The following is a 12,695-nucleotide window of genomic DNA, read 5'->3' on the forward strand; positions in this document are numbered from 1 at the left end:
CGGGGCGACGGCAGGGTGCCCGTCTCCGGATCGCATCCGGTCCGGCACACCCGCCCGGTCACCCGCCCCGTCACTTGTCCGCGCGCTCCATGAACCGCAGCATGTTCCCGGCCGGGTCCCGGAACGCGCAGTCGCGCACCCCGTACGGCTGGTCCATCGGCTCCTGGAGCACATCCGCACCGGATGCCTCGACCCGGGTGTACAGGGCGTCGCAGTCGGCGGTGGTGAAGATGACCCCGCGCAGCATGCCCTTGGCGAGCAGCTCGGCCATCGCCTGCCGGTCGGCGGGGGAGGCGTCCGGGTTGGCGCCGGGCGGTTCCAGCACGATCTCCACGTCCGGCTGGAGCGGTGAGCCGACGGTGACCCACCGCATGCCCTCGAAGCCCACGTCGTTGCGGACTTCCATGCCGAGCACGTCGACGTAGAAGGCGAGGGCCTTGTCGTGGTCGTCGACGGCGATGAAGCACTGTTTGAGTTTCAGGTCCATGGCCTCACGCTAGGGCGCTTGCCCGGGCCGCGCCCGTTCAACTCATGGACCAGGTTCAACTCATGGACCAGACGGAAGGGTCGTGCTCGGCGGGGGTGGTGAGCCTGCGGGGTGGGGTCGGGATGCCCGAGTAGGCGGCGAGGGCCTGGGAGACGTCGGCGCCGGTGACTTCCAGGGGCCGGTCCGGGGGCGCGCCCGAGCGTGCGGCGCGGATCCGGGCCAGGGATCCGGCCTCGTCCAGCAGGCCGATGGCCGCTCCGGGGAGCGCTTGGTCAGGGACGTGATCGCGGGCCAGTGCGGCGGCGGCCCCCAGCGCATCCTCGGTGAGGACCACGTTGTGGTGGCTCTCCAGACGCCCCCGGACGACGCGCAGGATCTCCCGTACGTCCTCGGCGGGTGGCTCCTCGACGAAGACCGGTTGGACGAGGCGGTCGAGGCCGGGGTCCGGGTCCTGGCGCTCGTACTCCGCGCGGCCGCAGTCGCCGAGCACGAACACCTCCGGTGCTTCGAGCAGGGAACGGAAGAGGCCGAGCGGCGTGGTCGTGCCCTCGGACAGGTGCAGGGGGGTCAGAGCGCCGCTGAGGTGGAGCACGAGGGGAGCGTTGTCCCCGGCCTCGCCCAGCAGCTCCGTGACCAGGGCACCGCCCCGGGCCCGGCGTTGCGGGTCGGCGAGAACGGTGGCGAGGTCGAGGGCCCGTACGGTACGGCCCCGCAGGGCCGTCGGCACGCGCCCCTCGGCGATCGCGAGGGCGACTCCCCGGGCCACGGCCTCCTTGCCGACGCCGGGTTCGCCGATGAGGAGGGGCACGTTGCGTCGGTGGCGGGTGAGGGTCTGGATGACGCGGTCGACCTCGTGCGAGCGGCCGACGACGGGGGCTGTCCCGGCGCCCAGGTCGCGGGTGACGGATGAGAGGGAGCCGCGGAGCTGTGGCGCTGGGGCTGGTGCAGGGTGTTCGTCCAGCTGCCGCGAGCGATTCAGGTCCGCACCGTTCCGCTGGAGGACGCCCACCACGGTGCCGTTGCCCTGGGCGAGCAGCGCGCGCAGGACGTGTGCCGGCTCGACGGTCGTGGCTCCGAGACGGACGGCCTCACGGGGTGCGAGTTCGAGCACGGACCTGGTCTCCGTGGCGAGGGGCATGAACCCCCCTTGCTCGGTGGCCCCCGCGCCGAGGGCCTTCCGCATCGAGTCACGTATCCGCGCGGCCGGGGCGCCGGTGAGGCTCTCGATCTCCGCGGCGGTGCCGTCAGGCGTGTCGTCGAGCAGGGCCAGCAGGAGGTGCCCCGGCGCGACGGAGTGGTGACGTAGCCGACGGGCGTACGCCTCGGCGCGCTGTACGACCTGCCGCGCCCGCTTCCCGAACCGGTCGTCAGTCATCTCCGGCCCCCTCCACCCCCGCCAGATCCTCCCGCGCCCGCCGCGTATGCGGATGCTCCACCCCCAGCACCCGCTCCCGCTCCGCCACCAGCTGCCGCAGCAGTGCCAGCGCCTCGTCCCGCATGCCCGTCAGGGCGAGATTGCGGGCCAGGATGTGCCGTGTCCGCAGGGTGTGCGGATGTTCCGCCCCCAGGACCCGGCCCCGGTCCGCGAGCAGAACCCTCAGCATGCCGATGGCATCCTCCCGGTGCCCCGCCTCGCCCAGGTTCACCGCGAGGAACTGCCGGGTGCGGAGCGTGTCCTCGTGGTCCGGGCCGAGCAGCCGCAGTTGGTCGGCGAGGAGCTGCCGGAGCAGCCCCGCGGCCCGCACCGGGGTGCCCGCGCCGCCCAGGCCGTGGGCGTAGGACTGGCGGGTGCGCAGGGTGTCGGCGTGCTCCGGGCCGAGGATCCGGGTCTGTTCGTCGAGGATCTTCTGGAGCTGCTCGGCCGCGCCCTGCCAGTCCCCGGCCTTGCCCTGCTCGACCGCGGCGATCTGCTGCCGGCGCAGTTCGGGTCCGGCGGTCGCGGCGAAGGCGCGGTTGATGGTGAGGGCGATCTCGTGCGCGGTTCCCGCGGCGCGGTTGAGCGGGATGGGCAGGCCCTCGGCCTCCATGACCGCCCGGAGCCGGCGGTAGAGGTCGTCGATCGTGAGCAGTTCCGGCCCGCCGACGACCCCCTCGCGCAGCAGCCGCATGAGGCGCCCGGAGAACGCGGTGTGCTCCTCCTCCGGCAGCGCGAGGGCGACCTGGTCGCGCTGCGCCGAGGTCAGTACGTAGGTGCCCGCCACCGCGAGCTGCCCGAGCCGCTCGGCGTCGCCGCCCCCGGCCAGGGAGTCGCCCAGGGCACGGCCGGAGAAGCAGCAGTCCAGGACGACCAGTTTGGTCCTGGCCGGACTGTCGAGCACGGCGTCGCGCAGCTTCTCGTACTCCAGGGAGTTGAACTCGGGCGCGGCCCACTCGCTGTCGGGCAGGGCCAGATGGAGAGCGTGGCGCCGGCCGCCGACCAGGCCGTGTCCGGCGTAGTGGACGAGGAGCAGGTCCTCCGCCTCGGCCACGGCCGCCCGCAACCGTCCGCCCACGGTGCGCAGGTCGCCGTCGTCGAGCAGCACCGTGCAGTGGCTGTCCGGGACCAGCCCGTAGTACGGGTCGGTGAGGAGTGCGGCCAGGTCGGTGATGGTGCGGTGGACGGACGGGAGGTCGGGCAGGCCCGGGTCGGAGTACCGGCTCGCGCCGATCAGTACGACCCGGGAGCGGTGGGGCTCGGGAAGGCGCACGTCACTCCCGTACGTCCTGGTCCGGCCCCTCCTCCAGGATCCGCCGCAGCAGCCCTTCCAGGTCCTCGCCGCGCACCCGCTTGGCGTCGATCTCGACGCCGGAGCCGTCCGCGCGCCGTACCTCCAGGCGTACGTCGCTGCGGCGCGGCTGGGTGATCCAGGCGCGCAGGCAGGAGGCGAGCACGGTGAGCGGGCCGCCCGCGCCGAGGAGCACGGTCACCGTGTCGAGCGCGGTGCCCAGCTGCCCGGGCTCGGGTCCGGCGCCGTCGAGGCGGACCTTCCCGGCGAGCGCCGGCTCGCCCCTGAGCCAGTCCGTGAGGGACTCGGCGTCCGCGATCGGGTCCCGGCTCAGGACGGATATGCGTGCAGTCGCCACGGCTCCCCCGGCTCTCATCAAAGACCTTGACGGGCAACGCTGTTGAGAGACTTCAGTGTAGGGCCCGTGGGGCGGGAGGGGCCGGTCAGCGGGGGCGACGACGCGGACGTGTGAAGGTGCGGGCGACACAGGACGGGATCACCGCGCTCTCCTCGTGCGACCGGGCCCGGTAGGCGCTCGGGGTCTCACCGACCAGCTCCGTGAAGCGGGAGCTGAAGGAGCCGAGCGAGGTACAGCCGACGGCGAGGCAGACCTCCGTGACGCTGAGGTCGCCGCGGCGCAGCAGGGTCTTGGCCCGCTCGATACGACGGGTCATCAGATAGCCGTACGGCGTCTCGCCGTACGCCTCGCGAAAGCTGCGCTGGAAGTGCCCCGGGGACATCAGCGCGGTACGCGCGAGCTCGGCGATGTCGAGCGGCTCGGCGTACTCGCGGTCCATACGGTCCCGGGCCCGCCGCAGCCGCACCAGATCCTCGATGCTCACCCCTTCAGCTTCGCACAGGAGCCTCCGGCGGGGTCCCCCTGCTTTCGTGACGGACCCGACATCCGCCGGCGGACGGCGAAGGGGCCCGGCCGGGTCTTCGGCAGGGCCCCCTCACAACAGCTCCGGAAAACAGAGAGCCTGATACGGGATCAGGCCTTCTTCGTCTCCTAGTAATGGGCCAGGTTGGTGACCTGCGGGGATGTTTCCTGTGGGGCGCTGACCTGGCCTTTTGGTGATTGGTGGCGATGAGGTGCGACGGTCTTGAGTGGGTGTCTTGCGGACTGTGTGCGGACCGCGACCGTGCTCGACCTCGCCCGAGGTCGTGCGGTGGCCTGCCTCCCAGTGGGCGGTAGGCAGGCCACCGGGTCCGCTTACGGGATGGACTCAAGGAAGGGACGGCCGTGCTCGCGCATTGCCTGGCTGGCGTGCTCGTATTCGGTTTCGTCCTCGAGGAGGAGAGCCATGCGTGTCTCGGTGTTGTAGATGGTGCCGAGTCCGAGGTCGGATGTGATCACGACCCAGCCGTCCTCGGTGCCGTTCCACAAGTAGTCCAGGCTCTCGTGTTCGTCTGTCATGGCGCTATCCCGTGCTTCGTGAACGTGACGACCATGCCGCCGTTGCCGATCGGAATGATCTGAGACGAGCGCATAGGAGAGCCCGCCTTTTCGAATGTGTCCAGGAGCTGTTCCGGAGACCAACCGAGCCCTCGGGCAGCTCCAGCTCGGTCGCCTCGAAGGGCAGGCCGCCGACGCCGAGGGGCGAGCCAGCGGTCATCTCCACCAGGGCCGCGCTGCCATCGGCCCGTGTGCGTTAGTTAGTCAATGAGCCGGCCTTGTGCGTCGTACGTGTATGACCGCACTGTGCCGTCTGCGCCTGCCGCCCGCGATAGGTAGCCCTGGCTCGTGTAGGCATAGGTGATGCGGCTGTCGTCTGGGAGCGTGACGTATACGGCTTAGGTTCCACAATCAACGGTGCTGGCCTGGCGTCTGTACCGGTCAATCAAACCTTTGGCGCCTCTTGTGGCTCGAATTCCGCAAGTGTGGCGAACTGCCAGAACCGGATTAACGGCGTTAATACGGCTACGGGGGCTTACAGTACCTCTGCGGTGGACGCTGAACTGGCGGGGGATGTTCCATCCGGGCTGGGCAGAAGCTACTCATCGAACAACAGCGGTACAGGCCCGCTTGGTTCCGGGTGGTCAGCGTCGTGGGATACATCTCTGTCCATCAGTGATGCCGGTAATGTCACATTTCATGCGGAGGACGGCTCTAGTTACGCCTTTACCAAGACCGCATCGGGCGACTTCGAGGCACCCCCATCTGTGCATTCGACCCTTCGCTCGACTGCTAGTGGCTACTCACTGGCCACCACAGACGGGCGCACCCTGGCCTACGACCTCGCGGGACGACCCCTTGCCGTCAAGGATAAGCAGGTGCGACAACTCACTTATGCCCATGACGACAGCGGGCGGCTGACTTCACTGACGAATGCGACAGGCCGACGAGCTGATTTCGCGTATGACGACAATGGGAAGCTTTCTCAGATTTCATTGTCTGACGGCCGACTCATCAAGTACGAATACAGTGGCGGGCGACTTGCCCGGGTGACTGGAGTCGACGGTAGAACCGTTTCCTACGGATACGATGCCAACGGCCTTCTCGACACCGTAACCGGGCCGGGCGGAGCCCTGGCAGTGCACAATACATACGACAGCAAAGGACGAGTGGGTAGCCAGGCGGACGCGCTGAGCAACACAACTCGCTATGCCTACAAAAACGGCGAGACCGATGTCACAGCACCCGACGGAGGGGTTCGGACAGACGTCTACAGTGGAAATGTACTCCTCACCCAGTACGACCCTTTCGGCAACAAGACGAACTACGCCTATAGCTTCAAGCTAGACCCGGTATCTGTCACCGACGTGCTGGGAAATGCCGAAACCACCGGTATCGATCGGCTGGGGCGGGTAGTGAGCTTCATGACGCCCGACACCGCATTTCACTGGAGCTATCGGGGCACCGGGGATTTAGGAACTTACTACAACGGAAACAGCAAGCCAAGCTCCTACACCTATGATGCGGGCCACCACCTCGCCACATCGGTGGATCCACTCGGCAAATCCACGGCATACACGTACACGTCCCTTGGACAGCTGGAGACCGTCACCGATCCGCGCGGCAAGGTGACCAGGTTCGGCTACGACGACGCGGGCAACCAGACCTCGAAGACCCTTCCGGACGGCTCCCAGCAGACGTGGGGCTTCGACGCTGCAGGCCGTGACACAAGCGTGACCGACCCTCGCGGGAACGCTACCGGGGCGGATTCGGCGAAGTTCACGACGAAGTACGGCTACGACGACGCCGGCCGTCTGACGTCGACAACCGACACCAGGGGCAACACCACCCGCAACACCTACGACGATGCGGGAAACCTGGCGACAGTCACCGACGCTGCGGGCAAGACCACGAACTTCACCTATGACGCCGCGAACCGGCTCACAGACGTGAAGGATCCAACGGGCCACACGGTGCACATGACGTACGACGCCATGGGCCACGTGGCCTCGCGCACCGACGCGACGGGCGCGAAGACGACCTACACCTACGACAAGGCGGGCCGCCTACTCACGATGACGAGCCCTCGGGGCAACGTATCCGGTGCTGATGCCTCGAAGTACACGTGGAAGTACGGCTACGACAAGGTCGGCAACCAGACCACGGTCACCGACCCGCTCGGCAATACCACCAAGACCGACTACAACGCCGAGCATCGGCCGATCACGGTCACGGACCCGCTCGGGCATGCGCGCAAGACGGAGTACGACGGCGAGGGCAACGTCACCAAGACCACCGACGCGCTCGGCAAAACCACCGTCAACTCCTACGACGACAACAACCAACTGCACACCACCACAGACCGCGGCGGCAAGACGGTCAGCTACACCTACGACGACGCCGGTAACCTCGCCTCCGAGACGACGCCCCTGGGCAGCAAGACCACCTACGGCTACGACGACAACGGCCGCCTGACCACCACGGTGGAGCCGCGCGGCAACGTCTCGGGCGCAGATCCCGCCCAGTACACCTGGACCACCGCCTACGACGCGGCTGGCCACGTCCTCAGCCAGAGTGACCCCTACGGGAACAAGACGGTCACCAACGCCTACGACGGGGACGGCCGGCTGTCCGCCAGGACGGACGCGCTGGGCAACAAGACCGCCTACGAGTACGACGAGCTGGGCCGCCTGAGCACGGTCACCGCCCCGGACGGTGGCACCACGCACCTCGGCTACGACGTGCTCGGCAACCTGACTTCCCGTAAGGATGCCAACGGCCACACCACCAACTACGGCTACGACGACACGGGTCGCCTGAACAAGATCACGGACCCGCTCGGCCGGGCCACCTCCTATGGCTACGACGTCGACGGCAACCGCATCAGCACCACTAACGCCCGCGGCCAGAAGGTCACCAGCACCTACGACGCCCGCAACCTGCTGACCCAGACCACCTTCTCCGACGGCACACCGACCGTCACCAACACCTACGACACGGCCGGACAACCCAAGAGCATCAAGGATGGCACCGGCACCCGCACCGTCACCTACGACGATGAGGGACGGCCGCTGACCATCACCTCACCCGGCGCCACGAACCCGTTCAAGTACGTCTACAACGACAACGGCACCCTCAAGAGCCGCACCTACCCCGACGGCCGTGCCATCAGCTACAGCTACGACAGTGACGGCCACATCCTCGGGCAGACCGCCGGTGGCAAGACCACCAACTACACCTGGGACGCGGGCGGCAACCTGCTGACCACCAAGCTGCCCACCACCACTGCCGTCACCGAGGCCCGCACCTACGACCGCGCGGGGCGGCTCGCCTCGGTCTCCCAGGGCACCGGTGCCCGCTTCGTCGACCGTGACGCCAACGGCCGCGTCACCAAGGACTACTTCAAGGACGCCACCACCACCGGCCTGGCCGACCGCTACGACTATGACGCGGTCGGCCGGATGACCCGCGCCTGCACCGACGCCTCTGCCACCGTCTCCTGTCTGACCACCACCGGCGGCAGCACCTACCACTACGACCAGGTCGGCAACCTCACCAACAGCTCGACCCCGACCAGTACCCGTACCAGCACCTACGACGACGCCGATCAGCTCTCCCGCAGCGTCGACGGGACTACCACCACCGACTACACCTACGACGCCGACGGCGACCTCACCAAAGACGCCTCCGGCAGCTACAGCTACGACCCACTCGGCCGCCTGAAGTCCGCCACCCTCGGCAGCGACGCCTACACTTTCGTCAACGACGCCGACGGCAACCGCACCATCACCAACAAGAACGGCGCCCTGTCCCGCACCTCCCGCTGGGACGTCGTCAACCCCCTGGCGCAGATCGCCACCGACACCGGCAGCACCGGCGCGCTGATCGCCGACTACCAGTACAACCCCGACGGCATCGCCGAATCCCAAAACCGGTCCAACGGCACCTTCTACATGCGCCATGACCGGCAGAACTCCATCACCGCGGTCTACGACGCAGCCGGCAAAGAGAACTACACCTATACCTACAGCGCCTGGGGTGTCTCCACCGCCAAGGCCAGCACCACCGACGGCCAGACCAGCATCTTCGGCTACACAGGCCAGTACAAAGACCCCTACCTGACCGGTCGGCTCAACCTGCGCGAGCGCGGTTACGCCCCTGCCAACGGGCGCTTCACCACCCCCGACCCCGAACCCGCTGCCAACGACAGCCCGAACCAGTCCCCGTACGCCTACGCCAACAACGACCCCATCAACCAGTCCGACCCCTCCGGCCGCTGCCCGCTGTGCGTCAGCGCCGGCATCGGAGCCGTCGTCGGCGCCGCCATCGAAGGGGGCATTTACGGCTGGCAGCACCGCAACGGCGGCTTCACCTGGGGCGGCTTCGGCCGGGCCGCCGGAGAAGGAGCTATCACCGGCGGCATCGCCGGAGCCCTCATGCCCGGCGCCGGCAACGCAGCCGTCGAAGCGCTCGGCCTCACCGGCGGCCGCGCACTGGCCACCTCGACCGTCGTCAACGCCGCAGTCGGAGCGGGCTTCTCCTGGGCTGTCAACGAAGCCCACTGCCAGCCCACCACTCCCTGGGACCTGCTCATTGGCGCCGCCGGAGGCGGAAGCAGCAGCCTCCTCGGCCCCGCCTTCAGCTGGCTGAAGGGCAAGCTGTCTGGTACGCCCGCGACCGTGCCCCCACGATTCGGTCCAGGGGCAGCACACGCCGGTGATCCCGCCGTCGCTGCCGATCCAGGCCCGCACCTCGCACTCGGGCTGCAGAATGTCTACGGCGGGGAGCGAGGAATTTTGGCCAAATTCGCTCAGGAGAAGGGGGCGATCACCTTCACGGATCCGATGTTTAAGATCCCGGCCGGTGGAGCCACCATGTCTCCGAAGATGGTCGCGGACATGATCGACCTCGTGATCACCAAAAACGGCAAAATATCCTTCAACATGCAGGGCGTAATCAACATCGAAGAGATGTTGTCCGGTGCGCCAACTCGAGCCGGACAATCCGTCACTGCAGAGGAACTCAGATACATATGCGGGAAAAAGGCGGCACGCGCAATCACCACCTTCTACAACGGTGATCCGCCCTGCTGATCTATGAATCGAACCTGGGGAGTCGTCCTCCCGTGTCACGGGAGGACGACTCCCCAGTGCCGTCACGTCGTAGATATGGCATGATGGCTCCATGCGTACACGTTCTGAAGAGTGGAAGGTTCTGCTCGAGGAGTTCAAGCCACCACATGATCAAAACGGTGTATTCACGGAAGAGATGTGGAAACTCATCTCCGCGGCACATGCTGATCCGATACTGGGGTCACTGTATCCAGCGATCTCGATGTGGTCGCTGACCCTCTCTAATTCGGACGTGTTTAGTGATATTGCCGACAAATTTCCTGCCATCTCGGCGGCAGATGGAGAATATCGCGTTCTCGCGTGGCCCCATACTCAGGACATCTGCTTGTTCCTGACAAGCGATCCGGCGGAGGCCGTTCAATTCGCAGCCGAAATAATAGGCAAACAGCTGTGATCTAACCAAGGTTCCGTCTCCGCATGCCGTGGCCGAAGCCGTGCCGATGAACCCCATGAATTCGCGAAAGGCAGTCGCAGAAGCGTCGAGCAGCAAAGTGTATATGTTGAGCCGCTAGGGATTATGGTCCCGCTGAATTTCGCATGAAAGGCGTAGAGGTGGCGCCACGGTCGTGGGAGCTGAAGAGCGGAGATACAGCTCTTGGTGTCCTCTTCCTCATTGACATTGACCAGCCCTGGTTCCGGTGCGAATTCATGCCAGGCGAAGGCTGGGCTGAATTCGGCCAACTCTTCGATGCGCAGGCCGCTGCTGTTGACAGCACAGACGACCAGAGAATAGTGGAAGCCGTCGGAGCTGTCAGGGATCTACCGCTCAAGCTCCACCCCCTGGGAGAAGGGGAGACCATTACCCCTTTCATCATCCAGATCCGCAACGGCGAGAAGGTAAATTTCCGCTACTGATAGCGTTGACGAAGAGGGATTGTTCCTCAGAATCCTGACGCCACCGTCGAGGGCCCCTCCGGCGGGCGCATCAGGGAGCCGGTTCGCGTAGCGGCCCTGCACACTCCCCGACACCCCCCCGCATCTTATAGCGGCTAACACAATGAGGTGGATAAGCCACACATTTGACGCTTCTATTGCCAGCCGTCGAGGGAGACCTCCGGGCCTCCCCTAAGGTACCGGTGGAGGGCACTCGCGGTGGTGTCCACGAAGTCTTCGGGGATTGCGTCGGCGTCGATCCACCGGACCTGGGCGTGCTTGCGGGGTTCGCGGTTTTCGGGTTCGCCGGTCCAATCATGGGCGGTGAAGACGACGGTGAGGAAGCCGTTGGGTGCCTCCACGCCCCAGGCACCATGGATGATGTGGGCGACCTTCAGGGCCTCCGGTTTCACGGTCAGGCCGGTCTCTTCGTACAGCTCGCGCACGGCGGTTTCGGTGATGGGTTCGCCGGGTTCGCTCTTGCCGACGGGGAGGTCCCACATGCCTTGGGCGAACTTGGCGTTCTGGCTGCGTTGGAGGAGGACGACGCGGTTGGTGGTCTTGTCGTGGACGATGACGGCGGCGACCAGCAGGGTCATGGATTCGAGAGCGGGCGGCAGGGCTTTGGGCTGGTCGTCGGTTGTCCGCTGAGCCACGGCTTGTGTCCCTTCGTCGGCCGGATGGTGGCAGCTTAGGCCAGTGCTTCGCGTGCGCGGCGGGCGAGTTCGGCGGCTCCGGGCACTTTGCGGCGCTGGTAGATGGAGAGTGTGGAGCGGAGCGAGGTGATCGCTTTGCGGGTGCGGTCGGAAGTCATGCCCTCCATGAGGGCCAGGGCCTGTGACCAGGCGGCTACGGCCTCGTCGGCTCGGGCCTGGGCTGCGAGGCTGTCGCCGAGGTCGGCATAGGTAAGGGCGTGTACGCGCTTGTACTTCTCCGGGTCCCAGCGCACCAGGGCATCGCGGTGCTGTTGCTCAGTGCCGACGTGGTCGGCCAGGTCAGTCAAAGTGCGGGCGGTGTGGCTGGCGACGGTGCCGGCGGCCGGGCCGCTGACGCGGGAGTAGCTGGGCTGGGGCCCGTCGTCGCGTAGGAGGGCGTCTTCGGCGGTGAGCAGGGCGCGGGCCGCTGCGGGCTTCGCGCCGACCGAGGCGTAGGCGCGGGCGTGGGTGATGTGCAGTAGCGCCTCGGTCTGGCCGTCGACGTGGCCCAGGCCGCGGGCGAGGGCGCCTTCGACGAGGTCGACGCAGTGGTGGGGTTGCTTGAGGCTCAGTGCCTGATGGGCGAGGGCGCGCATCATCCAGGAGGCGTGGCCGCGTGGGTCGGCTTCGCAGGCGAGTTGGTAGCCGACCTGGTAGTAGCGCTGGGCGGCGCCTTCCTGGCCAAGGTCGTGATGCTTCCACCCAGCGAGGTACGCGAGTTCGGCGACGGCGCCGAAGGCCGCCTGCCGTAAGGCTTCGTTCGGGAATCGGCCGCGGAGCATGGGGGCGGCCGTGTCGGCGAGGTAGGCGGTGACGGTGGTCAGGCCGTGCCCGCCGCCGAGGCGTTCGTCGGCCGCGCTGAAGGCCGCGGTGATCTGCCTTACGACGTCCACGTCCTCCATTCCGACCAGGGAGCTGCCGGTGCGGGCCCGCAGCATGCGGGCGGTGGCCTCGTGGTCGTAGAAGAGCGGCATGGCCACGCCGACCGTGGTGAAGGCAGCCACGGCAAGGAAGCGGCGGCGTTCGACGTCGGCACGGCCTAGATCGGTGGCGGCCAGAACAGGATCGGGCTCCTGCGCCACCGTAGTTTCGGGTGCCCGAAGGCCAATCTCCACCAGAGTGATGGGGCGGCCTGTCCGGCGGGACAGCGCCTCAGCGAGGTACTGGCCGGTCCGTCCGGTCGGCTGGCGTGTGCCGTTCACCCAGTGGGAGACGGCCGACTTGTTGGTCTGGAGGACCTCGCCGTTCTCGGCCGCGATACGCCGGATGTCCTTCGCCAGAGCCTCGTACGTGCAGCCGATCGCCTCGATGACGTCACGCAGGCGGGAGTTGGGACCTCTCGGCGCTGCCACGATCGCCTCCGCTCCGGTGCTGTATACCGCGTATACCGCTTCAACTGCCTCTCAC

At 67.2% G+C, this 12,695-nt stretch carries 11 protein-coding genes; 3 read left to right on the top strand and 8 right to left on the bottom strand.

From position 1 onward, the window contains the following. Window positions 1-70: 70 nt before the first annotated feature. The 6 genes from N8I87_RS26995 to N8I87_RS27020 all read right to left on the bottom strand — a co-directional run bounded on the left by N8I87_RS26995 (window position 71) and on the right by N8I87_RS27020 (window position 4,609). Window positions 71-487 (bottom strand): VOC family protein, encoded by a 417-nt coding sequence (locus tag N8I87_RS26995; RefSeq protein ID WP_263212462.1) that lies wholly within the window; start codon window positions 485-487, stop codon window positions 71-73. Between the two features lie 55 nt (window positions 488-542). After that, window positions 543-1,862: a Clp protease N-terminal domain-containing protein gene (locus tag N8I87_RS27000; RefSeq protein ID WP_263212463.1), complete on the bottom strand. Its 1,320-nt coding sequence runs from the start codon at window positions 1,860-1,862 to the stop codon at window positions 543-545. Next, window positions 1,855-3,174, bottom strand: a complete 1,320-nt coding sequence (locus N8I87_RS27005; RefSeq protein WP_263212465.1) for a caspase, EACC1-associated type — start codon at window positions 3,172-3,174, stop codon at window positions 1,855-1,857. The genes N8I87_RS27000 and N8I87_RS27005 overlap by 8 nt, the downstream gene beginning before the upstream one ends. A gap of 1 nt (window position 3,175) precedes the next feature. Beyond that, entirely contained in the window at window positions 3,176-3,550 is a 375-nt protein-coding gene (locus tag N8I87_RS27010; RefSeq protein ID WP_263212466.1) for an effector-associated constant component EACC1, read from the bottom strand. Between the two features lie 85 nt (window positions 3,551-3,635). Next, the gene (locus N8I87_RS27015; RefSeq protein WP_263212467.1) at window positions 3,636-4,034 is read right to left on the bottom strand and encodes a helix-turn-helix domain-containing protein; all 399 of its coding nucleotides are present in this window, start codon (window positions 4,032-4,034) and stop codon (window positions 3,636-3,638) included. A 371-nt stretch (window positions 4,035-4,405) separates the two neighbouring features. Next, window positions 4,406-4,609 carry a hypothetical protein gene (locus N8I87_RS27020; RefSeq protein ID WP_263212469.1) on the bottom strand — a complete coding sequence of 68 codons (204 nt, stop codon included), beginning with the start codon at window positions 4,607-4,609 and terminating at the stop codon, window positions 4,406-4,408. A 464-nt stretch (window positions 4,610-5,073) separates the two neighbouring features. On the opposite strand from N8I87_RS27020, the gene N8I87_RS27025 reads away from it, so the two are divergent. From N8I87_RS27025 to N8I87_RS27035, 3 genes are all read left to right on the top strand, one after another. Next, the gene (locus N8I87_RS27025; RefSeq protein WP_263212470.1) at window positions 5,074-9,681 is read left to right on the top strand and encodes a DUF6531 domain-containing protein; all 4,608 of its coding nucleotides are present in this window, start codon (window positions 5,074-5,076) and stop codon (window positions 9,679-9,681) included. A gap of 91 nt (window positions 9,682-9,772) precedes the next feature. Beyond that, entirely contained in the window at window positions 9,773-10,114 is a 342-nt protein-coding gene (locus N8I87_RS27030) for a DUF6193 family natural product biosynthesis protein (protein ID WP_263212471.1), read from the top strand. Between the two features lie 143 nt (window positions 10,115-10,257). Further along, window positions 10,258-10,575, top strand: a complete 318-nt coding sequence (locus N8I87_RS27035) for a hypothetical protein (protein ID WP_263212473.1) — start codon at window positions 10,258-10,260, stop codon at window positions 10,573-10,575. A gap of 173 nt (window positions 10,576-10,748) precedes the next feature. Here N8I87_RS27035 and N8I87_RS27040 read toward each other — a convergent pair whose 3' ends face one another. Both N8I87_RS27040 and N8I87_RS27045 read right to left on the bottom strand, forming a co-directional pair. Beyond that, window positions 10,749-11,249 (bottom strand): NUDIX domain-containing protein, encoded by a 501-nt coding sequence (locus N8I87_RS27040; protein WP_263212474.1) that lies wholly within the window; start codon window positions 11,247-11,249, stop codon window positions 10,749-10,751. Window positions 11,250-11,284: 35 nt separating this feature from the next. Continuing rightward, window positions 11,285-12,640 (bottom strand): NsdA family TPR-like regulatory protein, encoded by a 1,356-nt coding sequence (locus N8I87_RS27045; protein ID WP_263212475.1) that lies wholly within the window; start codon window positions 12,638-12,640, stop codon window positions 11,285-11,287. Window positions 12,641-12,695: the final 55 nt, after the last annotated feature.

The organism is Streptomyces sp. HUAS 15-9 (assembly GCF_025642155.1).
GTDB lineage: Bacteria > Actinomycetota > Actinomycetes > Streptomycetales > Streptomycetaceae > Streptomyces.

What these genes read in the sequence shown, in the direction of transcription:
- N8I87_RS26995 (WP_263212462.1), bottom strand. Translation starts at nt 487, where the DNA reads ATGGACCTGAAACTCAAACAGTGCTTCATCGCCGTCGACGACCACGAC.
- N8I87_RS27020 (WP_263212469.1), bottom strand. Translation starts at nt 4,609, where the DNA reads ATGACAGACGAACACGAGAGCCTGGACTACTTGTGGAACGGCACCGAG.
- N8I87_RS27030 (WP_263212471.1), top strand. Translation starts at nt 9,773, where the DNA reads ATGCGTACACGTTCTGAAGAGTGGAAGGTTCTGCTCGAGGAGTTCAAG.
- N8I87_RS27000 (WP_263212463.1), bottom strand. Translation starts at nt 1,862, where the DNA reads ATGACTGACGACCGGTTCGGGAAGCGGGCGCGGCAGGTCGTACAGCGC.
- N8I87_RS27035 (WP_263212473.1), top strand. Translation starts at nt 10,258, where the DNA reads ATGAAAGGCGTAGAGGTGGCGCCACGGTCGTGGGAGCTGAAGAGCGGA.